At 72.7% G+C, this 22,275-nt stretch carries 24 protein-coding genes and 1 tRNA gene; 17 read left to right on the top strand and 8 right to left on the bottom strand.

Annotated elements, in window-relative coordinates; genetic code table 11:
* Window positions 1–66 precede the first annotated feature (66 nt).
* From AMK11_RS05030 to AMK11_RS05020, 3 genes are all read left to right on the top strand, one after another.
* Window positions 67–417: a hypothetical protein gene (locus AMK11_RS05030; protein ID WP_073723397.1), complete on the top strand. Its 351-nt coding sequence runs from the start codon at window positions 67–69 to the stop codon at window positions 415–417.
* A gap of 131 nt (window positions 418–548) precedes the next feature.
* Window positions 549–1,160: a bifunctional DNA primase/polymerase gene (locus AMK11_RS05025; RefSeq protein WP_073723395.1), complete on the top strand. Its 612-nt coding sequence runs from the start codon at window positions 549–551 to the stop codon at window positions 1,158–1,160.
* A tRNA-Lys gene (locus AMK11_RS05020) sits at window positions 1,151–1,224 on the top strand. Before AMK11_RS05025 ends, AMK11_RS05020 begins: the two co-directional genes overlap by 10 nt.
* Window positions 1,225–1,358: 134 nt before the next feature.
* On the opposite strand, the gene AMK11_RS05015 is transcribed toward AMK11_RS05020, so the two are convergent.
* The gene (locus AMK11_RS05015; protein WP_198941292.1) at window positions 1,359–2,717 is read right to left on the bottom strand and encodes a M6 family metalloprotease domain-containing protein; all 1,359 of its coding nucleotides are present in this window, start codon (window positions 2,715–2,717) and stop codon (window positions 1,359–1,361) included.
* Between the two features lie 302 nt (window positions 2,718–3,019).
* Here AMK11_RS05015 and AMK11_RS05010 point away from each other — a divergent pair, with 302 nt between their 5' ends.
* Complete coding sequence (locus tag AMK11_RS05010) at window positions 3,020–4,933, top strand: putative bifunctional diguanylate cyclase/phosphodiesterase (protein WP_073723391.1); 1,914 nt, start codon at window positions 3,020–3,022, stop codon at window positions 4,931–4,933.
* On the opposite strand, the gene AMK11_RS05005 is transcribed toward AMK11_RS05010, so the two are convergent.
* The 3 genes from AMK11_RS05005 to AMK11_RS04995 form a co-directional block, all read right to left on the bottom strand.
* Entirely contained in the window at window positions 4,909–6,018 is a 1,110-nt protein-coding gene (locus AMK11_RS05005; RefSeq protein ID WP_073723389.1) for an LLM class flavin-dependent oxidoreductase, read from the bottom strand. The two genes, AMK11_RS05010 and AMK11_RS05005, sit on opposite strands and share 25 nt — an antisense overlap.
* 69 nt (window positions 6,019–6,087) lie before the next feature.
* Window positions 6,088–6,282 (bottom strand): DUF397 domain-containing protein, encoded by a 195-nt coding sequence (locus AMK11_RS05000; protein WP_073723387.1) that lies wholly within the window; start codon window positions 6,280–6,282, stop codon window positions 6,088–6,090.
* A gap of 8 nt (window positions 6,283–6,290) precedes the next feature.
* Complete coding sequence (locus tag AMK11_RS04995) at window positions 6,291–7,142, bottom strand: helix-turn-helix domain-containing protein (protein WP_073723385.1); 852 nt, start codon at window positions 7,140–7,142, stop codon at window positions 6,291–6,293.
* A 223-nt stretch (window positions 7,143–7,365) separates the two neighbouring features.
* Here AMK11_RS04995 and AMK11_RS04990 point away from each other — a divergent pair, with 223 nt between their 5' ends.
* Window positions 7,366–7,782, top strand: a complete 417-nt coding sequence (locus tag AMK11_RS04990; RefSeq protein WP_073723383.1) for an ATP-binding protein — start codon at window positions 7,366–7,368, stop codon at window positions 7,780–7,782.
* A 16-nt stretch (window positions 7,783–7,798) separates the two neighbouring features.
* Here the strand turns inward: AMK11_RS04990 and AMK11_RS04985 are convergent, their stop codons facing one another.
* Together AMK11_RS04985 and AMK11_RS04980 are read right to left on the bottom strand one after the other, a co-directional pair.
* A complete protein-coding gene (locus AMK11_RS04985) occupies window positions 7,799–8,263 on the bottom strand; it encodes a MarR family winged helix-turn-helix transcriptional regulator (protein WP_073723381.1) in 465 nt (154 codons plus the stop codon).
* A 108-nt stretch (window positions 8,264–8,371) separates the two neighbouring features.
* Window positions 8,372–8,737: a VOC family protein gene (locus AMK11_RS04980; RefSeq protein WP_073723379.1), complete on the bottom strand. Its 366-nt coding sequence runs from the start codon at window positions 8,735–8,737 to the stop codon at window positions 8,372–8,374.
* 102 nt (window positions 8,738–8,839) lie between these two features.
* Here AMK11_RS04980 and AMK11_RS04975 point away from each other — a divergent pair, with 102 nt between their 5' ends.
* Entirely contained in the window at window positions 8,840–9,817 is a 978-nt protein-coding gene (locus tag AMK11_RS04975) for a helix-turn-helix transcriptional regulator (protein WP_073723377.1), read from the top strand.
* Between the two features lie 114 nt (window positions 9,818–9,931).
* Here the strand turns inward: AMK11_RS04975 and AMK11_RS04970 are convergent, their stop codons facing one another.
* Entirely contained in the window at window positions 9,932–11,332 is a 1,401-nt protein-coding gene (locus tag AMK11_RS04970) for an MFS transporter (RefSeq protein WP_073723375.1), read from the bottom strand.
* Window positions 11,333–11,647: 315 nt separating this feature from the next.
* Here AMK11_RS04970 and AMK11_RS04965 point away from each other — a divergent pair, with 315 nt between their 5' ends.
* From AMK11_RS04965 to AMK11_RS04915, 11 genes are read left to right on the top strand one after another with little or no spacing between them, the layout of a single operon-like run.
* On the top strand, window positions 11,648–13,135 hold the full coding sequence (locus AMK11_RS04965) for an aldehyde dehydrogenase (RefSeq protein WP_073723373.1): 1,488 nt from the start codon (window positions 11,648–11,650) through the stop codon (window positions 13,133–13,135).
* A 24-nt stretch (window positions 13,136–13,159) separates the two neighbouring features.
* Window positions 13,160–14,137: a VOC family protein gene (locus AMK11_RS04960; RefSeq protein ID WP_073723371.1), complete on the top strand. Its 978-nt coding sequence runs from the start codon at window positions 13,160–13,162 to the stop codon at window positions 14,135–14,137.
* A complete protein-coding gene (locus tag AMK11_RS04955) occupies window positions 14,134–14,946 on the top strand; it encodes an aspartate dehydrogenase domain-containing protein (protein ID WP_073723369.1) in 813 nt (270 codons plus the stop codon). The genes AMK11_RS04960 and AMK11_RS04955 overlap by 4 nt, the downstream gene beginning before the upstream one ends.
* Complete coding sequence (locus AMK11_RS04950; RefSeq protein WP_073723367.1) at window positions 14,943–15,749, top strand: alpha/beta fold hydrolase; 807 nt, start codon at window positions 14,943–14,945, stop codon at window positions 15,747–15,749. Before AMK11_RS04955 ends, AMK11_RS04950 begins: the two co-directional genes overlap by 4 nt.
* Before the next feature lie 5 nt (window positions 15,750–15,754).
* Window positions 15,755–16,276, top strand: coding sequence for a cupin domain-containing protein (locus AMK11_RS04945; protein WP_073723365.1), 522 nt, complete (start codon window positions 15,755–15,757; stop codon window positions 16,274–16,276).
* Window positions 16,269–17,021, top strand: a complete 753-nt coding sequence (locus AMK11_RS04940) for an SDR family oxidoreductase (protein WP_073723363.1) — start codon at window positions 16,269–16,271, stop codon at window positions 17,019–17,021. The genes AMK11_RS04945 and AMK11_RS04940 overlap by 8 nt, the downstream gene beginning before the upstream one ends.
* A gap of 28 nt (window positions 17,022–17,049) precedes the next feature.
* The gene (locus tag AMK11_RS04935; protein WP_073723361.1) at window positions 17,050–17,841 is read left to right on the top strand and encodes an SDR family oxidoreductase; all 792 of its coding nucleotides are present in this window, start codon (window positions 17,050–17,052) and stop codon (window positions 17,839–17,841) included.
* 9 nt (window positions 17,842–17,850) lie between these two features.
* Entirely contained in the window at window positions 17,851–19,482 is a 1,632-nt protein-coding gene (locus AMK11_RS04930; RefSeq protein WP_073723359.1) for a thiamine pyrophosphate-binding protein, read from the top strand.
* Window positions 19,483–19,496: 14 nt separating this feature from the next.
* Window positions 19,497–20,447, top strand: a complete 951-nt coding sequence (locus AMK11_RS04925) for a PDR/VanB family oxidoreductase (protein ID WP_073723358.1) — start codon at window positions 19,497–19,499, stop codon at window positions 20,445–20,447.
* Window positions 20,448–20,466: 19 nt separating this feature from the next.
* Window positions 20,467–20,694: a recombinase-like helix-turn-helix domain-containing protein gene (locus tag AMK11_RS04920; protein WP_073723356.1), complete on the top strand. Its 228-nt coding sequence runs from the start codon at window positions 20,467–20,469 to the stop codon at window positions 20,692–20,694.
* 1 nt (window position 20,695) lies between these two features.
* A complete protein-coding gene (locus tag AMK11_RS04915; RefSeq protein WP_073723354.1) occupies window positions 20,696–21,739 on the top strand; it encodes an aromatic ring-hydroxylating oxygenase subunit alpha in 1,044 nt (347 codons plus the stop codon).
* Here AMK11_RS04915 and AMK11_RS04910 read toward each other — a convergent pair.
* Complete coding sequence (locus AMK11_RS04910) at window positions 21,718–22,266, bottom strand: MarR family winged helix-turn-helix transcriptional regulator (RefSeq protein WP_073723352.1); 549 nt, start codon at window positions 22,264–22,266, stop codon at window positions 21,718–21,720. The two genes, AMK11_RS04915 and AMK11_RS04910, sit on opposite strands and share 22 nt — an antisense overlap.
* Window positions 22,267–22,275: the final 9 nt, after the last annotated feature.

The following is a 22,275-nucleotide window of genomic DNA, read 5'->3' as shown; positions in this document are numbered from 1 at the left end:
CCCACTCCACCGGGGTGCCCCCGTCCACGCGGGGAGGGCCGTCGCACCGTACGAGGAGGAGAAGACATGGCGGAGCCCACGCCGCGTCGGAACGAACCGCGGCTACGCCCCGCGCCCCTGCTCTTCGAGCCGGCGGAGGCGTCCGCCGACCCGGAGCACTTCTTCGACCTCGAGTCGATCGACGACCCCCGGGCGCTCCTCGACCGGGCGACCGAACTGACCCAGGCGTTCCGCGCGGCGGCCGACCGGGCGATGGAGTTCCAGGCGATCGCGGCGGCCCAGCTGGCCGACCCGCGCCGCTTCGACCGGCTGACGGCCGCGGACATCGCCGAGCGGGCCGAGTGGACCGAGGACTACGCCAAGAAGATGGTGGAGTTCGGGCGGGACCTGATGCGCGGCGGCACTCACTCCGAGTAGCACGGCCGGTGCCGACTAGCACAGCCGCATATGCCGAGCGGGTGGGCAAGATACTCCTCACCGCGCCGTCCTGTCCCGGTTTCCCGCAACCCACCGGAGCCGGGCCCTCACGCCGGGTAGATGTATGCGTCATGAGCAGCAGCACGCGCAACGTCACCCTCAACGCCGCCCCCCACGCCTCGGACGTCACCGCCGACGGCGCCGCCTGGCTGGCCTCGGCGGGCACGTACCCGCGCAGCACGCTCGCGCTCTGGGAGGAGCGGCCCGCGGCCCCGGTCGTCCTGCCCTGCGGCTCCGCCTTCGACGTGGTGAGCGCTCCCACGGTCTTCGGCCGCCGGATGCTGGACCGGCTGTGGGAGGAGGGCCCCGGTTCGGGCCCCGTGGCGGAGTTCCGGGGACGGATGCTCCTGTTCGCCGCGCCCGGCACCGCCCAGCGGCTGCCGTCGCTGCTGGAGTGGGAGGAGTGGGGCGCGCGGGGCCGGGAGGGCGGCCGTACGGGCACGGTGCCGCCGCTGCTGTGCCACGGCGCCGGAGACGCGGTGACGGTCCCGGCCCCGGCCGGCGGACCCGCCCGCACCGGCTCCCGCTGGCTGGTGGCACCGGACACGCGTATGCCCTGGCTGCCGGGCCCGGAGGTGCTGCTGTGGGCGGCGGTGCGGGCCGCTCGCGCGGCGGTGCGGATTTCGATTTTTCCCTCCGCCGACCAGGATGCTAATGTCTACGACGTCAGCAGGCGCCGCTAGCTCAGTTGGTTAGAGCAGCTGACTCTTAATCAGCGGGTCCGGGGTTCGAGTCCCTGGCGGCGCACGTTGTCGATGGCGAGGCATGTTCGCGGAAAGCGCGAACGGGCCTCGCCATCGTTGTTTCTGCGCGGCTGCGCCGCGCGCGGCGGGGGCTCCGCCACCCGCACCCCCCGCACTCGGTCGCCCGGCGTGAGCGGCTCACCCCGGCGTGACCTGCACCGTCCACGCCCCCGACACCGTCCGCCCCTGTACCTGGACCCGTACGCCGTCGCCCGGCACCGTGAAGCTCTCGCCGAGGGCGACCGGGGCGTCGGCGAGGGGCGGGTAGACGGAGTCCTCCCAGCACGCCTCGGTGTCCGGGTGGGCGTCGACCACCTCGATCGGCCCGTCCCCGGACCGGGCCCCGCTGTGCACCCGGTAGACGAGGATCCCCGCCCGGCAGGCGGCGGCGTCGTTGCCGACCGATCCCCGGGCCTCGAAGGCGAGCACGGTGTCCGCCCCCGTCCGCACCACCGCCAGCTTCGTACCGCGGCCGAGGCCGAAGGCGGGCGCTCCCGCCGCGCCGGTCACCGGCACCCCCGGCCCCGCCCCCAGCGGCTCCAGCGTCAGCCGGACCGGCTCACCGCCGCGCACGCACGCCACCTGCCGGGGCTCCAGCCAGCCCAGCTTCCACTTGTGCCAGCCGAAGAGGTCCGGGGCCAGTCCGAACTGGCTGCCCATGAGGTCCCAGTCGCCGACGTGGGTGTCCCAGTCGCCCTCGTCGTCCTCGGGCCGGTGGTACAGGTCGGGCAGGTCGAAGACGTGCCCCGTCTCGTGGGCCAGGACCAGCCGGTCCGGCGGATGGTTCTCGAAGACGGTGACGACCCGCCGGATGTCGGTGCCGTCGGCCCGCAGGGGGGTGTCGAAGTTGACGACCTTCGTCGCGTCGGAGTCCACGCCGGGCGCGTCCGGGTCGGCGACGAAGTACACGATGTCGTAGCGGGAGAAGTCGACGTGCCGGTCGGCGGCGTCGAGGGCGTCGCGCAGGTAGGCGGCCCGGTGCCGGGGGCTCCAGTCACGCCGTATGTCGTACGCCGTCGACGGGCGCGGCATGGGGATCCAGCCGGGCAGCGGGTGCGGGCGCAGCGTGAACCTGCCGTAGGAGGCGCGCTGGAAGAAGCGGGTGGTGGCGGGGAAGTGGTCGGCGGCGAGCTCGGCCGGCGCGGTCAGCGGCCGGGAGTCGGGGAAGGACAGGAAGACCATCACCGCGTCCAGGGTCCGTACGGGCTTCGGGTAGGCGGCGTTCCAGGTGCTCAGGCCCTCGGAGTGGTGCACCTCGGTGCGCTGGAGGGCGCAGGGCTCCGGGGAGAAGGGCTCGGCGGCCGACGGCGCGGTGATCAGGGAGGTCGCGGCGAGCGCGGACATCGTGGTGCACACCGCCGCCGTACTGCGCAGCCTGGAGCGGGGCGCCCCCGCCACGCCGCGGCCCGCACCGAGCCCCTTGAGAGCCTCCCGCGGAAGTCGCCTCAGGGGGAGCTGGCGCGGCACATGGACCTCCGGGTGCGGTTGACGGGACACCGCACCCAGCTTGTGGGTGATTGTCGTACTACGTCCTGTTCGCCTGCACCGGATGGGTGAGCCGGCCGGAATTTCGACGGATGTCACCGGACCGGCAACCGTGAGTCACTTACAGAACGTCACAACTGGTCGGGGGCGTGACGAACTCGTCCAGGCGCGAGCAGAAACGATCTGGCGCGGGGTTCGGCCGGTCGGGAGTGCGGGGCGGCGGCTGGAAGGGCTCCGTGGCAGCCTCTATGATCGGCACACTTTCCTGCACGAACAGAGCACGAACAGAGATCGAGGCACTGCGGGAGCGAGCGGTGAACGGAACCTCCGAAGGGCCGGCGCCCGTGGCAGACTTCGACCGGCCGATCGTCACAGAGGGTGACGTCGGCCTGGCTCCTCGTGCGCCGTGCGCGGGGCCCCCGGCCTACCGGTCGGCGTTCGTGGCCGCGCCCCTCGCCATGGCCGTCGTCGACACCGACGGCCTGGTGATCGGCGCCAACGACACGCTGGGCACCCTCCTCGGCACCGGCCCGAACGCGCTGACCGGCCGTGCGGCGGCCGACCTCGTCGACCTCGCCGCCGACTCCGGCACCTGGCAGGCGTACCGCGAGGTGCTGTCCGGCCGCCGGGCCCGGCTGCGCTGCACCCGGCGCCTGAAGGGGGCCGACGGACGTTCCCTGTGGGTGCAGGTGACGGTCGAGCCGCTGGCCGGGACCGAGGGCGAGGACGCACCGGGGCTGCTGCTGTCGGTCGCCGACATCAGCGCCCGGCGCGAGCTCCAGGCCCGGCTGCGCCACCTCCAGATGCACGACCCGGTGACCCGGCTGCCCAACCGAGCCCTGTTCTTCGAACGGCTGACGGCGGCCCTGGAGGCGGAGTCGTACGAACACGGCGGCGGGACCGGCCGGATCGGCCTCTGCTACCTGGACCTGGACGGCTTCAAGGCCGTCAACGACACCCTCGGCCACCGCGTCGGCGACCGGCTGCTCGCCGCCGTCGCCGAACGTCTCACGCGCTGCGCCGAGGAGGCCGCGCACGCCCGCTCCGGCGCCCCGCTGGTCGCCCGCCTCGGCGGCGACGAGTTCGCCCTCCTCGTCGAGGACTCCACCGGCACCGACCAGCTCGCCGACCTGGCCGAATCCGTGCTGGCGGCCCTCCAGGCGCCCTTCGAGGTCGCCGACCGCCGCCTCTCGGTCACCGCCTCCGTCGGCGTCGTCGAACGCCACACCGCCGGCACCACGCCCACCGCCCTGATGCAGGCCGCCGACACGACCCTGTACTGGGCCAAGGCCGACGGCAGGGCCCGCTGGACCCTGTTCGACCCCGAACGCAACGCCAGCCGCATGACCCGCCAGGCACTCGCCGCCACCCTCCGCCCCGCCATCGACCGCGGCGAGTTCGCGCTGGAGTACCAGCCGCTGGTGGGCATGGAGGACGGCCGGGTGCGCGGGGTCGAGGCGCTCATCCGCTGGAATCATCCTCAGTTCGGCGTACTGGCGCCGAATCGGTTCATCGCACTGGCGGAGGAGGACGGATCGATCGTTCCCCTGGGCCGGTGGATCCTGCGCACGGCCTGCCTCCAGGCCCGCCGCTGGCAGCTCGCCCACCCGGACGAACCGCCGATCTTCGTCAGCGTCAACGTGGCCGTCCGCCAGGTCTGGGACTCCGACCTGGTGGCGGACGTGGCGGCGACCCTGGAGGAGACGGGCCTGGCCCCGCACCTGCTCCAGCTGGAGCTGACCGAGTCGGCGGTCATGGGCTCCGCGGGCCGCCCGCTGCAGGCCCTCAAGGCGCTCAGCGACATGGGCGTCCACATCGCCATCGACGACTTCGGCACCGGCTACTCGAACCTGGCCTACCTCAGCCGGCTGCCGGTCTCGGTGCTGAAGCTGGACGGGGCGTTCGTACGGGGCTTCCAGTACGACGGTGGCGGCACCGCCGGAATCCGGGGCGGGGCGGCCGCGCCGGACGCGGACGCCTCGGCGGCCAGCCCCGCCGACGAGGTCATCGTCGAGGCGATGGTCCAGCTCGCCCACCGCCTCGGCCTCACCGTCACCGCCGAGTGCGTGGAGACCTCGGACCAGGCGACCCGGCTGCGCCGCATCGGCTGCGACACCGGTCAGGGCTGGCTCTACTCCCGGCCGGTCGCGCCGGACCGCATCTCCGCCCTGCTGGGCTCCGCCGGGCCCGGCGCGGCCGGGGTTCAGGCGGGCGCCGGCAAGCCGTAGGCGTCGGCGATCAGCTCGTAGGAGCGCAGGCGCACGTCGCCGCCGTGGGCGTTGGCGGTGAGCATCAGCTCGTCGGCGCCGGTGCGCTTTTGAAGATCGTCGAGGCCGGACCGCACCTCGTCGGGGGTGCCGTGGATGACGTTGGAGTTCCAGGACGCGACGAACTCCTCCTCCATCGGGCTGAACTCGTACGCCTCCGCCTCCTCCGGCGTCGGTACGAGCCCGGGGCGCCCGGTGCGCAGCCGGACCATGTTCAGCGCGGCGGCCAGCACCTGCCGGCGGGCCTCCTTCTCGTCGTCGGTGGCGAGCGCGGAGACGCCGATCAGGGCGTAGGGCGCGTCCAGGACGGCGGAGGGCCGGAAGGACTCCCGGTACAGGTCCAGCGCGGGGACCGTGTTCTGCGCGGAGAAGTGGTGCGCGAAGGCGAAGGGCAGACCCAGGGTGCCGGCCAGCCGGGCGCTGAAGCCGGAGGAACCGAGCAGCCACACCGGCGGCCGGTGCGCCGACTGCACGCCGCCGGGGGAGGTGGCCTGCACGGGGCCGGGCACGGCGTGGATGCGGCGGTACGGATGCCCGTCGGGGAAGTCGTCGTCCAGGAAGCGGATCAGCTCGGCGAGCTGCTGCGGGAAGTCGTCGGCGCCTTCGTTGAGGCGGTCGGTGCGGCGCAGGGCGGCGGCGGTGGCGCCGTCGGTGCCGGGGGCCCGGCCGAGGCCGAGGTCGACGCGGCCCGGGGCCATCGCCTCCAGCGTGCCGAACTGCTCCGCGATGACGAGCGGGGCGTGGTTCGGCAGCATGACGCCGCCCGAGCCGAGCCGGATGCGGTCGGTGTGGGCGGCCAGGTGGGCCAGGATCACGGCGGGGGAGGAGGAGGCGACGCCGGGCATCGAGTGGTGCTCGGCGACCCAGTACCGGTGGAAGCCGCGGTTCTCTGCGAGGCGGGCGATGTCCACGCTGGTCCGCAGGGCGTCGGTCGCGGTACGGCCGGCGCCGACGGTCACCAGGTCCAGCACGGAGAGGGGGACGGGGGCGGTGCCGTGGGCGGTGCCCTGGATCTCCTCTGCGGTGTCTGCGGCGTCTGGGGCCATGGTGGGGTGCCTCCCGGGTGTCACGTTCGGTGTCGTTCGCTGCGCGACGTAACAGGAGGCGGTCTCCGGTTATTCCCCGGCGGGGGTCTTGAGGGAGGTGAGGAAGGCGGTGAAGGCGGGGGTGGGGAAGGTGAGGGTGGCTCGGGTGGGGGTTTTGGAGTCGCGGACGGCTATGTGGGAGTGGCGGTGGGCGATCTCCACGCAGGCGTTGCCGTCGCCACTGCCGGAGTAAGAAGACTTCCGCCAGTTGTCGGGGGTGGTCACCGGATGCCTCACAGTTCCTTTACCAGCCTGTGGATGAAGTCACGCGAACGCTCGGGAGTGAGCGATACCGCCTTCACTCTACGGAAGAGTGTTCGAAAGACGCCCAGCTGTGGCTCTGAGTCGATGAAGAGAGTGCCGTGCGGGCCGTCTCGCACCACGGTGTCCAGCTTCGGAACGGCGCCACCGGCGTAGACCATGGCGGCTGTGACGTCGGCGAACTCCTCCAGATCGAACGGGATGACGCGCACCGTCACATGTTCCGCCTCGGAAAGTTCCACGATGTGGGCGAGTTGAGCGCGCGAGGTGCTGCGGCCACCTACTCGGATGCGCAACGCGGCTTCGTGAATCAGTGCCTCGTATGGGATCGCCCGCTCGCCATCGATGATCATGCGCCGCTGCATCCGATGCCGCACTCGCATCTCCAGGTCCTCTTCCGGGAGTTCGGGTACTCGACGGGAGAAGAGAGCCCGTGCGTACTCCTCCACCTGGAGAAGGCCAGGGACGTGCAGGAAATCCACGTCCCAGCGGAAGGTGGCGTGGTACTCCAGCTCGGACAGGTCCAGGAAGGACGTGGGCAGGTGAGTCCGGTACTCCTCCCACCAGCCGCGTGTTCGGTCGGTCGCCATCGTCACCAGAGCGTCAACGAACTCCGCGTCCGTGCAGTCGTAGTGAGTGGTCAGGCGGCGTAGCCGCTGCTCGCTGACGCCCGTAGTGGCGGACTCGATCTGACTGACCTGGACGGAGTTCACGCCGAGCAGTGCCGCCGCCTCGCGAGCGCTGAGGGCGGACGCCTCACGCAGCCTGCGCAGTTCGGCCGCCAAGCGCAACTGTCGTGCTGTCGCTTCGCGCTTGGTTCCCATCCCTGCCCCTTCGCTCAACGCGCATGGCGTCTTTGCTCGTTCGGGTGTCAGATTACGCGATGGGCTTGCCGGACTTTAAAACTAAGGTCTACCGTCGGTGATGCAGCGCACACACTGCGCCACACCGGGTACCGGAAGCGCACCGCGCCGCCCTGCCACGGCGGCTGCGGCACTGCCACCGCGCCCCACTCACCTCATCCCCTACGTCTCCGAAGGAACCCGCATGCCCGAAAGCGAACCGTGGGAGTACTCCCTCTACATCCCGAACGACCCGAGAGCCGTCACTGTCTGCCGCCGTACGCTCCGACTGATCCTCACCATGCACGGACTGATCCGGCTGGTGGACCTCGCGGAACTGCTGGCGACGGAGTTGGTCTCCAACGCCGTACGGCACACCAAGGGGCCCGCCGCCCTGCGGGTGCGCTGGGCGGCGGGCGTGTTGCGGATCGGGGCCTGGGACGCGGACCCGTCGCCGCCCGAGCCGCCGCAGCCGTTCGACCGGGTGGTGGACCGGGAGGGCGGGCGGGGGCTGGCGATGGTCCGGGCCTGTGCCGACGTGTGGGGGTGGCAGCCGCTGTCCCGTGAGGGCAACCGGGGCAAGTACGTATGGTGCGAGTTGGCGGCGAGACGTACGGCCTGACGCGCCGGCCGGGCTGTCAGTTGCTCCCGCCCGCGTTGCGGATCAGTCGCTGGAGCACCCTCACCGTGGTGACGTAGTCCGCGTCGTCGATGCCCTCGTGGAGGGCGGCGCGGATCGCGGGGGCGTTGCGCGCGAGGTCGACGCGGGCCTGTTCGCCCTCCTCGGTGAGCCACAGCCGGTCCCCGGTGTCCCGGGTCAGCCAGCCGCGTTCCAGGAGTACCTCGGCCTCCGCCGCCAGGTCGTCCTCGGGTCGGGCGTAGGAGGCCATCGCCGCCCGCAGCTCGGGCAGTGTCATTCCCGCGCCGTCGGGCGAGATGTCGTTCGCCGACAGGTTGCGCAGCAGCCAGAACTGGGGCTGGGTGTAGCCCTTCTCGGCCTGCCGGGCCCGGGTGTACGCGATGAGCGCCTCGTAGGCGACACCGGTCCAGTAGGCCGCGGGCTGTGCGGCGAGTTCGGCCTCGGAGAGCTGCTGGGTCGTCATGGAGGGTCCTCTCCTGGTGCGTCGGGCACGGAGTCCGTGCCGCGTGGTCATGCGGAGACCGTAGGACCTCGAGTTTGGTTGAGGGCAAGTGCCTGATCGCCCGTGCGCCTAGTCGACCGGCGCCACCCGGATCAGGTTGCCATCGGGGTCCGCGACGACGAAGGTGCGGCCGAAGACCTCGTCGTGCGGGGGTTCGACGACGGTGGCGCCCTTGGCGGTCCACGTGGTGTGGAGGGCGTCGATGGCGGAGGCGGGGCCCGGGAGCATCAGGCCGATCTCCGAGGTGCGCGGCGTCTGGGGGTGGAGCTGGTCGGTCTGGCCGCTCCAGAGGGCGAACACGACTCCGGGTGCGACCTCGAACGGGATGTAGCGCGGGGTGACCATGACCGGCTTCATGTCGAACAGGTCCGAGTAGAAGGCGGTCGAGCGCTCGGTGTCGGTGACGTAGACGAGGAAGAGGTTGGGTGCGGACATGGGTGGCTGGCTCCTTTCGGGCCGGGCGGTTCCGGCCGTCGGTGTCAGCCTCGCGTGGGAACATGACAGAACCTGTCCTGTTCAGGTGAGGAGGGGCTTCGCGTGGGACGACCGCAGCGTTTGATCGAGCTGTTGGCTGCGTTGCAGGCGCACCCGCGGACCACCGCCGACGCGCTCGCCCGGGAGCTGGGGGTCTCGACGCGGACGGTGCTGCGGGACGTGCGGGCGCTGGTCGACGCGGGCATTCCCGTCTTCACCGAGCGGGGCAAGTACGGCGGCATCAGCCTGCTGCCCGGTGATCAGGCCGACCTGTCGAAGCTGACGACCGGCGAGGCGGACCTGCTGCGGGCCGTCGGGCTCGATCCCGAGCGGGCCCGGCGTGTCGGCGGGGAGGCGGCCGCCCGGTCGGCGCTGCGCAAGCTGACGCCGCGCCGGTCGCCACCGTCGCCCGCCCGGGAGGAGCTGCCGCTGTCCCTGGCGGACGTGATCGCCATCGACAACCGGCCCTGGTTCGGGGAGGCCGCGCCCCTGCCCGACGTCGCGGCGCTGGTGCGGGACCTGCGTACGGGGAGGCGGTTGCGGATCGGCTACCGGCGCAGCGGTGCGGCGGTCGCCGAGGACTTCGTGGTCGACCCCTACGGGCTGGTGGAGCGGGCCGGGCGGTGGTATCTCGTGGGCGATCGTGACGGGTGTCCGCGTCTGTTCGCCCTCACTCGTCTGGGGGGCTGGCAGGTGCTGGACGCCGAGCGGCGGCTTCGGCCCGGCGCCGACCTCGTCGGCACGGCGCGGCAGCTGGGCGAGGTGTTGGAGAGCAGGCAGGACGTCGTCGTGACGGCGCGGGTCGACGCCGGGAGCATCGACCTGGCCCGCCGCATCCTGGGGGCCCGGCTCCGGACGGTGGGTGACCGGCCGGACGACGGCGGGCGGGTCGAGATCACCGTGGCGTACGGCCACCTGGACGGCGTGCGGCAACTGCTTCAGTTCAGCGACCACATCGAGGTCGTGGAACCGGAGGCGGCCCGACGGCTCGTGCACCGGCTCGCGACCCGCATCGCCCACGCCCACCACTCGCTGCCGTGAACACCGCGGCCGCGTCTGTCATCCCGTCGCTCATATGAGCCCCCGGAGGGCAGATTCCCTCACTCCGTCCTCGCCGTGCCGGAAGGCCCCCGCCCTCCCGGCCCCGCGGCTGCCCTACGGCGCGACGTCCTCCAGCGTCCGGCCGCTCGTCTCCTCGGCGCCGACGGCCGCCGACAGGGAACCCGCGAGGGCGACGGCCGCCAGGGTCACGAACACCGTGCCGATGGCGCCTCCCGCGTAGATGGCGCCCACGACGATCGGGCCGAGGATGACGCCCAGGCGGTTCATCGCGCCGCCCACGCTGGAGCCCAGGGCCCTGATCCGGGTGGGGAAGAGCTCCGGCGTGTAGAGGTAGAGGCAGATGTTGGAGCCGAAGAGGAAGACCGCGGCCAGGGAGGTCCAGGCCAGGACGCCCGTCGCCGAGTCGCCGCCCGCCAGGCCGAGGAGGAGCAGGCAGAGCGCGGCCGCCGCCATGCACCAGATCACCGTGTTGCGGCGGCCGACCCGGTCGACGGTGAGGGCGACGATCAGGCAGCCGGCCAGACCCGCGCAGCTCGTCACCGTCGAGTAGAGGAGCGCCGTGGACAGGTCGAGGTCGAAGTGGTCCTCGTAGATGGTCGGCAGCCAGGACGTGATGCCGTAGTTCGCGAAGTAGCCGGTGAACCACAGCAGGCCGATCACGAGGGTGCGTTTGCCGTACCTGCCGGTCAGGAGTTCGCGCAGGCCGCTCTTCGCAGGTGCGGGCGGGGCGGGGCGCGCCGGGGCGGGTTCGGGCAGCGGGGTGCCGGTGATCCGCTCGACCTTCTCCTCGATCGACGCCATCGTCGCCAGGGCCTCGTCGTGCCTGCCGTGGTCGGCGAGCCAGCGGGGTGACTCCGGTACCCAGCGGGCGAGGGCGAAGCAGAGCAGGCCGGGGATCGCCGCCAGGCCGAAGACCCAGCGCCAGCCGAGCACCGGCACCAGCCACGCGGCGAGGAGGGCGCCCGCGGTCAGGCCGGCCGGGAAGACCAGTTCGTACAGGAGGACGAAGCGGCCACGCTGGTGGGCGCGGGTGATCTCGGCGATGAACGTCGCCGCGATCGGTACCTCGCCGCCGATGGCCATGCCCTGGACGAACCGGATCGCCATGAAGGGCTCGGGGGAGGTGCACAGGGTCAGGGCCAGGTTGCAGACGCCGGACAGTGCGATGCAGCCGGCGATGACCTTCACCCGGCCGATCCGGTCCGCGAGCCTGCCCGAGGCCAGCGCGCCGATCAGCATGCCGATCGAGCCGACCGTCATCAGGGCGGTGACCTGCGTCGTGCCGAGGTGCCACTCGTCGCGCAGTTCGGGGAGGGCGTACGCGATCAGGAGCTGGTCGAAGGCCTCGAAGAAGGTGACGGCGCCGACGACGAGCCGGACCATCACCTGCCAGCGGCACAGCGGCAGGCGTTCGAACCGGGCGCCGATGGCGGCCGCGAGCGCGGCCGAGTCGCCCTGTGGGCCCGGGGTGGCCCGGGCTGCGTCGATCGTCATGGGTGTGGTCTCCGGTTCGGGACGCACGGCACGGCGGAGCAACCGCGTGCCGGGCGGCGATGAGGGCTGGAGAGGTGCGGCGAGGACGAGACGGGCCACTTATGTAGGCGCTGAATGTCTCAGGGCTTAAGTTCTATCGGTAGTCGGTGGAGGTTAGGCAAGCCTTAGTCCTGACGTCGCGAAAAATTCGTCGCGGCCGGTCCCTTGCGGGGTAATTAGTTAAGCGCTTAGATTTCTAGCGCCTAGACATGGCGGTTCGGGCAACGCCCCCGCCGTGTCCGCGAGTTCCCGCACCGTCCCTTTCCGGAGGCCCCCATGCCGCGCGTTCCAGTCGACGAGATCCTCATCGCGGGGCACTGGCGGCGCGGCGGCGGGCTGCCGATCCGCACGGTGGACCCCGCCGACGGCAGCGTCATCACCACCGTCCAAGCCGCCTCGCCGGACGACGTGGAGGAGGCCGCGCACGCCGCCGCCGCGGCGGCCGCCGCACCCGAGTGGCGGGACCTGCCGCCGCACCGGCGGGCCCGCGTCCTGCACCGGATCGGCGACCTGATCGAGGAGCACGCCGACGCCCTGTCCGCCCTCCAGACCGCCGACACCGGCAAGACCCTCGGCGAGACCCGCGCCCTCGCGCTCAGCGCCGCCGCCACCTTCCGGTACACGGCCGCCGCCCTGGAGACCGCCGAGGACGCGCTCACCCCCTCGCGCGGCCCCTACGTCACGATGAGCACGTACGAACCGATCGGCGTCGTCGGGGCGATCAACCCCTGGAACTCGCCGATCGCCTCCGACGCCCAGAAGGTCGCCCCCGCGCTGGCCGGCGGCAACGCGGTCCTGCTCAAGCCCGCCGAGTGGACCCCGCTGGTCTCCCTGGCCTTCGGGCGCCTCGTCCACCAGGTCCTCACCGAGGAGGGGCTGCCCACCGCGCTGCTCGCCGTCCTGCCGGGCAAAGGCCGGATCGTGGGTGACGCCATCGTCCGGCATCCGCTCGTCGGCCGGATCGGCTTCACCGGCGGCACCGCCACCGGACGCGCCATCGCCCGCGCCGCCGCCGACAAGCTCGTTCCCGCCTCACTCGAACTCGGCGGCAAGTCACCGACGATCGTCCGCGAGGACGCCGACACCGAACAGGCCCTCGCGGGCGTCATGTACGGGATCTTCTCCTCCAGCGGCCAGTCCTGCATCGCCGGTTCGCGGCTCTTCGTGCACGCCTCGCGCTACGACTCCTTCGTCGGCGAACTCGTCGAGCGGGTCCGGAAGCTGCGCGTCGGACCGGGCACGTCCCCCGACACCCAGGTCGCCCCGCTCGTCCACCACGCCCACCGCGACACCGTCGCCGCAGCCGTCGACCTCGCCCGCGCGGAGGGCGGCCGGGTGCTGTGCGGCGGATCCGCGCCCGAGGGCGAGCCGTACGCGAACGGCGCCTACTACCTGCCGACCGTCATCGACTCCCTGCCCAACTCGGCCCGCGTCTGCCAGGAGGAGATCTTCGGCCCGGTCCTCGTCGCCCTCCCCTACGACGACGAGGACGAACTCGTCGCCCAGGCCAACGACTCCGTCTACGGCCTCGCCTGCGGCATCTGGACCCGCGACGCGCGGGCCGCCTGGCGGCTCGGACGGCGGATCGAGGCCGGGACCGTGTGGATCAACACGTACAAGCAGTTCTCCATCTCCACCCCCTTCGGCGGGATGAAGGACTCCGGGCTCGGCACCGAGAAGGGCCGCGACCTGATCCGCGCCTACCAGCGGCAGAAGTCCCTGTACTGGGGCATCGACACCGCGCCCCTGCCCTGGGCCAACTGACCCACCACCCCGGGAGATTCCGCCATGACTCACCCCCCGACCGGTTCCGCCGCGACCCACCCCCCGATCGGCCGGCTGCGCGCCCTGCGCTCCGTCGAGCTGCTCACCCCGAACTTCGCCGACGCCGTCGACTTCTACGAGGAGGTCTGGGGCCTCCAGGTCGTCGAGGCCGAGCACAGCGCGAGCTGGCTGCGCGGCACCGGCGAGGAGCACCACGCCCTGCGCCTGACCCGCTCCGACCGGATCGGCCTCGGCCGCCTCGTCTTCGCCCTCGCCACCCCCGCCGAGATCGACGAGGCCGCCCGCCGCCTCAGCGCCCGCGGCATCCCGCTCGTCACCGAACCCGGCCCTCTCGACCAGGTCGGCGGCGGCTACGGCCTGCGCTTCCACGACCTCGACGGGCGGCTGGTCGAACTGTCCGCCGACACCTGGGCGGTCACCGAACGCAGCCGGGACGCGGCCCTGCCGGTCGGCGTCACCCACGCCGTCCTCAACACCCCCGACATCGACGCCTCCGTCGCCTTCTACCGCGACGTCCTCGGCATGCGCGTCTCCGACTGGTCCGAGCACCAGATGGCCTTCATGCGCTGCGGCACCGACCACCACTGCGTCGCCTTCAACCAGGCGCCCTGGGTCTCCCTCAACCACGTCGCCTACGAGATGACCTCGATCGACCACTTCATGCGCGGCCTCGGCCGGCTCCGGCACCACGGGATCAACCCCGAGTGGGGGCCCGGCCGGCACGGCCCCGGCAACAACACCTTCTCCTACTTCACCGACCCGACCGGCCTGGTCTGCGAGTACACCACCGAGGTCGCCCAGATCGTCGAGGACACCTGGATCTGCAAGGTGTGGCGGCGCACGCCCGAGCTGTCCGACCTGTGGGGGACCGCCGGCCCGCCGTCGCAGCGGATCCGCGCCCACATGACGGGCACGCCCGACGGCAGCCCCGTCGCCCCGCCCGTGGACGCCGTCACCGGCCCGGAAGGAGCAGCGGCATGAGCAGCGCCGTCAAAACCCACACCCGCAAGGTCGCCCTCATCGGCTGGGGCGCCATCGGCCGCACCGTCGGCGCCGCGCTCGCCGCGGGCGAGGTGCCCGGCGCCGAACTGACGGGCATCGTCGACAACCGCCCGCTCGGCGACGCCGTCCCCGCCCCCCAGCTCACCGTGGAACAGGCCCTCGCCTCCTGCGACCTGATCGTCGAGGCCGCGGGCCAGGGCGTCGTACGGGAATGGGGCGAGACGATCCTCGCCTCCGGCACCGACCTGCTCGTGGCGTCCACCGGAGCACTGACCGACGAGGACCTGGCCAAGCGGCTCCTCGCGACCGGGCCCGGCCGGGTGTACTTCACCGGCGGCGCGGTCGGCGGCCTCGACCTGCTCCAGGCCGTACGCGCCATGGGCCCGCTCGGCGAGGTCACGCTCACCACCACCAAGCTGCCGTCCACCCTCGAACAGCCCTGGATGGACGAGGAGATGCTCGCCCGGCTGCGGACCACGACCACGCCCGTCGAGGTCATGTCCGGCACCGCACGCGACGTACCGGTCAGCTTCCCCAAGTCCACGAACGTCGCCGCCTCGGTCGCGCTCGCGGTCGGCGACCTCGACGCCGTACGGGTCCGCGTCGTCGCCGACCCGGCGGCCGCGCACACCTCCCACGTGATCGAGGCGAGCGGCCCGCAGGGCTCGTACCGCTTCGAGGTCCGCCACGTCCCCGACGCCGCCAACCCGGCCACCAGCAGGGTCGTCCCGTACGCCGTGCTGCGCTCGCTCGCGGCCCTGACCGGACGCCGGGGGCAGATCCTGTGACCGCCTACGACCCCGCCGGGCTGCACCTGGAGGAGAACGGCGACGACGGGCCGCTGGTCCTGTGCCTGCACGGCATCGGCTCCTCGTCCGCCGCCTTCGCCCCGCAGACCGAGGCACTCGCGGCCGGCCACCGGGTTGTCGCCTGGGACGCACCGGGCTACGCCAAGTCGGCCGACCCGGACCACGACCTCACCCTCGACGACTACGCCGACACCGCCGCCGAGATCATCCGCGCCCGCGGCACCGACGCCCACGTCGTCGGCGTCTCCTGGGGCGGCGTGATCGCGCTCCGGCTCGCCACCCGACACCCGGACCTCGTCGCCTCCCTCACCGTCGCCGACTCCACCCCAGGCTCCGGCACCAGCCCCGAGAAGGCCGCCGCGATGCGCGCCCGCGTCCCGGAACTGGAGAGCCTCGGCCCGCGCGCCTTCGCGGAGCAGCGCGGCCCCCGGCTGCTGTCCGAGGACGCGCCGCCCGAGCTGGTGCGGCGGGTCGTCGACACCATGGCCGACTCGGTCCGGTCGCCCGGCTACCGGTCGGCGGCCGAATCCATGGCCCGCACCGACCTGCGCGGCGAACTCGACCGGGTCACCGCGCCCACCCTCGTCCTGTGCGGTGAGAAGGACCGGATCACCGGCCCCGAAGCCTCACAGGTCCTGGCCGGCGGACTCCACAAGACCGCCTACGTGATCGTCAAGGACGCCGGTCACCTGGCCAACCAGGAACAGCCCGAGCACTTCAACGCCTGGCTGCTCTCCCACCTGCACATCGTCACCAACACCCGCACGACCACGAAGGGCTGACCACCATGCCGCTGACCACCGACGAGTACGACAACAACGGGGACCTCGCCAAGTACACCGACTCCCTGATCGCCTCCAAGGCCTCCCGCGAGCCGGACTGGGGCACCCTGTCCTTCCAGGAGAAGGCGGGCCCGCAGTACAAGCGGGCGCAGATCCGCTACGTCGGTTCCGGCGCCACCGGCAACCACGAGAACGACGGCCGCATCCTCCCCTCCGGCGGCTTCACCTTCTCCAACATGCTGCTGCCGCCCGGCGCCGAGGGCCCCGCCCACACCCACCACGACGTGGAGGAGGCCTTCTTCGTCCTGGAGGGCGAGGTCCGCGTCGGCATCCACCGCGGCCCCGACGAGGCCGAGTACCGCACCCTCGGCTACCGCGACATGATCGTGGTGCCGGCCGGCGTGACCCGGTCGCTGAAGAACGAGGGCGACACCGACGCGCTGTTCTGCGTGATCATCGGCACGCAGAAGCCGCAGGTGCCGACCTACCCCGAGTACTCCCCGCTGTACGGCGTCACCCGTGACTGACCCGGCGACCGGGCGCCGCACGGTCGTCGTGACCGGCGCGGGCCGTGGCCTGGGGGAGGCCATGGCCCGCCGGGCGGCGGCCGACGGGTACCGGGTCGTCGTCGCCGAGCTGAACGAGGAGTGGGGCTCCCGTACGGCGGCGGCGATCCGGGAGTCCGGTGGCGCGGCGGAGTTCGTACCGCTGGACGTCGCCGACCCGGCCTCCGTCGAGGCACTGGCCGCCCGCGTCGCACCCGGCGGCCCGGTGTACGGGCTGGTCAACAACGCGGCCCTCGCCAACGGCGTGGGCGGCCGGGAGTTCCAGGACATCGACGTCGAGACCTGGGACCGGCTGATGACCGTCAACGCGCGCGGCCCCTGGCTCGTCGCCAAGCACCTGCTGCCCCTGATGTCCGGCCCGGGCCGGATCGTCAACATCGCCTCCGACGCGGCCCTCTACGGCTCCCCGCGCCTCGCCCACTACATCGCCTCCAAGGGCGCCGTCATCGCCCTGACCCGGGCGATGGCCCGCGAGCTGGGGGAGCGCGGCATCACCGTCAACGCGGTGGCGCCGGGCCTCACCGAGGTCGAGGCGACCGAGACCGTACCGGCCGAGCGGCACGCCCTGTACGCCGCCCAGCGCGCGATCTCCCGGCCGCAGCGGCCCGAAGACCTCGTGGGGCTCGTCTCCCACCTGCTCGGCGAGGAGTCGCGCTACCTGACCGGCCAGGTGGTCGCCGTCAACGGCGGCTTCACCATGCACTGAACCACCTCCCCACCGCCTAGGAGTACTCATGGACCTCGGCCTCGCCGACCGCACCGTCCTGGTCACCGGCGGCAGCTCCGGCGTCGGCCTGGCCACGGTCCGCGCCCTGCTCGCGGAAGGCGCCCGCGTCGCGACCTGCGGGCGGGACGCCGACCGGCTGGCCAAGGCCGCCGCGGGCCTCGGCGCCGGTACGGACCGGCTGTACACCGGCGTCTGCGACGTCCGGGACGCCGACGCCGTACGGGACTTCACCGAGCGCGCCGCCGCTTGCTTCGGCGGACGACTCGACGGGCTCGTGAACAACGCCGGACAGTCCCGCATGAAGACCCTCGACGAGACGACCGAGGACGACTGGCGCGACGAGCTGGAGCTGAAGTTCGCGGGCGTCCTCAACCCCCTCGCCGCCGCCCGCGCCCACCTCCGCGTCTCCGACGCCGCCGCCGTCGTCAACGTCAACGCCGTCCTCGCCAAGCAACCCGAGACCCGGCTGATCACGACGAGCGCCGCCCGCGCCGGCATCCTCAACCTCTCCACCTCCCTGGCCCGCGAACTCGCCCCCGAGGGCATCCGCGTCAACTCCGTCTGCCTCGGCCTGGTCGACACCGGCCAGTGGACCCGCCGCCACGCCGCGGCGGACAGTGGGCTGACGTACGAGGAGTGGCAGGCGGAGATCGCCGCCGACCGGGGCATCGCACTGGGGCGGCTCGGCCGCGCCGAGGAGGTCGCCTACGCGATCGTCTCGCTGCTCTCCCCGCGCGCCTCCTACATCACCGGAACCAGCATCGACGTCTGCGGCGGAGTCGGCCGCGGCATCCTCTGAGGAGTACGCATGCGTTACGACCACGGTGGCGGACTCCTCGCCGCCCACCTCAAGTCCCTCGGCGTCGACACCGTCTTCGGCATCGTGTCCGTGCACAACCTGCCGCTGGTGGAGGCCGTCGACGCCGACCCGGAGCTGCGGTTCGTGCCGGTGCGCCACGAGGCGAGCGCCGTCAACGCCGCCGACGCCTACGGCCGGGCCCGCGGCACGATCGGCTGCGCGCTCACCTCGACCGGCACCGGCGCGGGCAACGCGGCCGGGTCCCTGATCGAGGCCCTGTCGTCCGGGACGGCGGTGCTGCACATCACCGGGCAGGTCGAGTCGGCGTACCTGGGCAGCGGGCGCGGCTTCATCCACGAGACCAAGGACCAGCTCGGCATGCTCGCCGCGGTCTCCACGTACGCCGCGACCGTCACCTCCGCCCGGGACGCGGGCCGCGTCCTGCGCGAGGCGTCCGCCGCCGCGCTCACCGCGCCGGGCGGGCCCGCGAGCGTGGAGTGGCCGATCGACCTGCAGTACGCGGTCCAGGAGGACGAGGGGGACGAGGCCCCGGTCGCCGGCCTCCCGGTGCCGGACGCGTCCCGGCTGGCCGCGGCACGCGACCTGCTCGCCTCCGCCCGGCGCCCGCTGATCTGGGCCGGCGGCGGCGCCAACACCGCCCGCGACCAGCTCCTCGCCCTGCTGGAGGCGACCGGCGCCGGTCTGCTCACCTCCAACTCCGGCCGGGGCTCCGTGCCCGAGGACCACGGCCAGGTCATCGGCAACTTCGCCACCACGCCAGCCGCCCGCGCCCTCCTCGCGGACGCCGACGTCCTGGTCACCGTCGGCACCCACTTCCGCTCCAACGAGACCGCCGACTACGGCCTCCGGCTCCCCGAGGCGCACCTCCAGATCGACGTCGACGCCGCCGCCCTCGGCCGCGTGTACCCCGCCCGCCACGGTCTCCACGGTGACGCCGCGGCCGTCCTGCCGCGCCTCACGGAGGCCGCCGTACCGGCCGACACCGAGTGGACGGACCGGGTCCGGCAGGTGCGGGAGCAGGTGCGGGCCGCCCTGCATGACGGCATCGGACCGCAGGCCGCGATCTGCGACGGCCTCGCCGCCGCCCTGCCGCGCGGCGCGGTCGTCGCGCGGGACGTGACCATCCCCTCGTCGGCCTGGGGCAACCGCCTCCTGCCCATCCACGATCCGCGGGCCAACGTCTTCCCGCGCGGCGGCGGCATCGGCCAGGGCCTCGCCATGGGCATCGGCGCCGCCCTCGCCCGTCCCGACGATCCCACCGTCGTCATCGCCGGGGACGGCGGGCTCGCCGTCCACCTCGGCGAACTGCTCACCCTCGCCCAGGAACGTCCCCGGCTGACGCTCATCGTCTTCAACGACGGCGGGTACGGCGTGCTGCGCAACATGCAGGCCACCTACACCGAACGCCGCTCCGGCGTCGACCTGTTCACGCCCGACTTCGCCCAGCTCGCCGCCGCCTGCTCCCTCCCGTACGCGCGGATCGGCGACGCGAGCGAGGCCGCGAAGGTGATCGACGCGGCCGTCGCCTCCGACGGGCCGACCCTCGTCGAGGTCGACCTGGCCGCGCTCGGCCCGATGAAGAACCCGTTCACCCCGCCCGTCAAGATCCCCGCCCGGTAGGGAGGCCCGCCGACATGAACGCCACCGAAGAGCAGGAACTGGACCTCCTCGTCCACCGCACCACCTGGGAGGCGGACGGAGTCCTCTCCGTCGAACTGGTCCACCCGGACGGCAAACCGCTGCCCGCCTGGACACCGGGCGCCCACCTGGACCTGCACGTGGGCGGCCACGTACGCCAGTACAGCCTGTGCGGCGACCCGGAGGAGACGGGTGTGTACCGGCTCGGCATCCTCAACGAGCCGGCGTCACGGGGCGGTTCGCGCCACGTGCACACCAAGGTGCGGCCCGGCCAGACTGTGCGGGTGGCCGGGCCGCGCAACCACTTCGCCCTCGAACCGGCCGCCTCCTACCTCTTCGTCGCCGGCGGCATCGGCATCACGCCGATCCTGGCGATGGCCCACCGCGCCGACCGGGACGGCACCCCGTACCGGCTGGTCCACGGCGGCCGTACTCGCGCCTCGATGGCCTTCGGCGGCGAACTCGCCGCGCTCGGCGGCGGCGAGGTGACCCTCGTACCGCAGGACGAGCAGGGGCACATCGACGTGGCGGGCGTCCTCGCGGACCTTCCGTCCGACGCGCTCGTGTACTGCTGCGGTCCCGAGCCACTGCTGAAGGCCGTCGAGGAGGCGGCACCTCAAGGGCGGCTGCGCACCGAGCGCTTCGCCGCCCCGGCCACCGCACGCGACGACGGCGACGACAGCGCCTTCGAGGTCGAATGCCGTACGTCGGGCGTGACCCTGAACGTCGGCCCCGGCACCTCCATCCTGGAGGCCGCCGAGAACGCGGGTCTCGCCGTCGCCTCCTCCTGCCGGGACGGCATCTGCGGCTCCTGCGAGACCCGCGTCCTGGCCGGCACCCCCGACCACCGCGACTTCCTGCTCAGCGACGCCGAACGCGCCACCGGCGAGACGATGATGATCTGCGTCTCGCGCTGCGCCTCGGACCGCCTCGTCCTGAACCTCTGACCACCTACGGAGAAACGCCGTGCCCGAGACCCCCTGGCCGTACCTGGCCCCCCACCAGACCCGCGACCACGAGCCCACCCCGTACGAGATCAAGCTCGCGCGCACCCTCGAGGACATCTTCACCAAGGACGGCCACGAACTGCCCGACGTGATCGACGGCCTCAACTCCCGCCAGCTGCGCACCCCCACGGGCGAGCCCTGGACCGAGGAGTCCTTCCGCGCCGAGATGCACCGCCTGGGAGCCTGACATGACGACCCACTCCACCACTCTCTCCACCCGCGACACCGCCGACCACATCTACGCCCACGGCCTGCGCAACCAGTGGCACCCCGTCGTACCGTCGAGCTTCGTCGAGCCCGGCGGCATGCGCAGGGTGACCGCCCTCGGCGAGAACTGGCTGCTCTTCCGCAAGTCCGACGGCGGCCTCTCCATGCTCGCCGACCGCTGCCCCCACCGCGGCGCGCCCCTCTCCCTCGGCAAGCACCTCGGCGACCGGGTCGCCTGCTGGTACCACGGCGTCGAGATCGACGGCGGCGGCACGGTCACCTCCGTCCCCGGCCTGCCCGGCTGCAACCTGGAGGGCAAGACCCTCGTCACCTCGCTGCCCGTCCGCGAGGTCGGCGGCGCGATCCTCGCCTACTTCGGCGACGAGGAGCACCCGGAGCCGGTGGAACTGACCCTCCCCGAGCCGCTCGCCGACGACGAGATCTCCGCCTTCCTCTGCTACGCCGAGTGGAACGTGCCGTGGCGGTTCGCCATGGAGAACCTGCTCGACCCGATGCACGGCGCGTTCCTGCACTCCGAGTCGCACACGATGTTCGCCGGGGACACGACGGCCAAGTTCCGCATCCGGGAGACCGAGCGGGGCTACTTCTTCGAGAAGACCGACCAGCGGGGCGTCAACTTCGACTGGGTGGAGCTGTGCCACACCGGCGTCGACTGGGTGGACCTGTCCATCCCCTACCCGCCGTCGGCCGGCCCCGGCGGCCCCTTCGGCATCGTCGGCATGGCCTGCCCCGTCGACGCGGGCCGCACCGGCGTCTTCTTCTGGCGCTACCGCAAGGTGAGCGACTGGCAGCGCGACACCTGGCGGTTCCTCTACAAGACGCTCATCGAGGCCCGTCACTGGGAGGTCCTGGAGCAGGACCGGGTCATCCTCGAAGCCATGCCCGCCGACGCCGACCAGCGGGAGAACCTCTACCAGCACGACCTGGGCGTGGTCCGCCTGCGGCGCCTCTACCAGGCCCAGGCCGGCCGGCAGTCGAAGGCTCAGCCGGTCGCGGCGCGCTGAGCCGGGAGATCGTCGGAGTCCACGATGGACCGCTCCAGCTTCCCCAGCAGCCGGCCCAGCTGACGGCGCTCGGCGGGTGAGAGCCCGCCGAGCATCCGGCGCTCGTTCTCCAGGTGCTCGGCGAACACCTCGTCCACCTTCGCCAGCCCGGCCTCGGTGAGCCGCGAGTACACCACGCGCCGGTCACCGGCGTCGCGCTCGCGCACCAGCAGACCGTCTTTCTCCAGCCGGTCCAGCCGCAGGGTCACTCCGGCCGAGGAGATCAGCCCGGAGTCCGCGAGCTGCCCGGCGGTCAGCCGGTACGGGGCGCCGGCCCGGCGCAGCGCGGTGAGCACGTCGAACCCGGCGACGGACACGCCGTGCTCGTCGAGCCGCGAGGTCATCCGCGACTGGTACTGCAGGTACGACCGGTGCAGCCGGGCCAGCACCTCCAACGGCGACGTGTCCAGCTCGGGCCGCTCCCGGGCCCAGTCCTCGACGATCCCCGCAACGGCGTCCGGCCGCTTCGCCGCCCTGCCCTGAGCCATGTCTTCCCC

This window comes from Streptomyces sp. CB02414, from assembly GCF_001905385.1.
Lineage (GTDB): Bacteria > Actinomycetota > Actinomycetes > Streptomycetales > Streptomycetaceae > Streptomyces.
The sequence above is the reverse complement of the archived record's forward strand: the minus strand, read 5'-3'. Positions and strand labels throughout refer to the sequence as shown.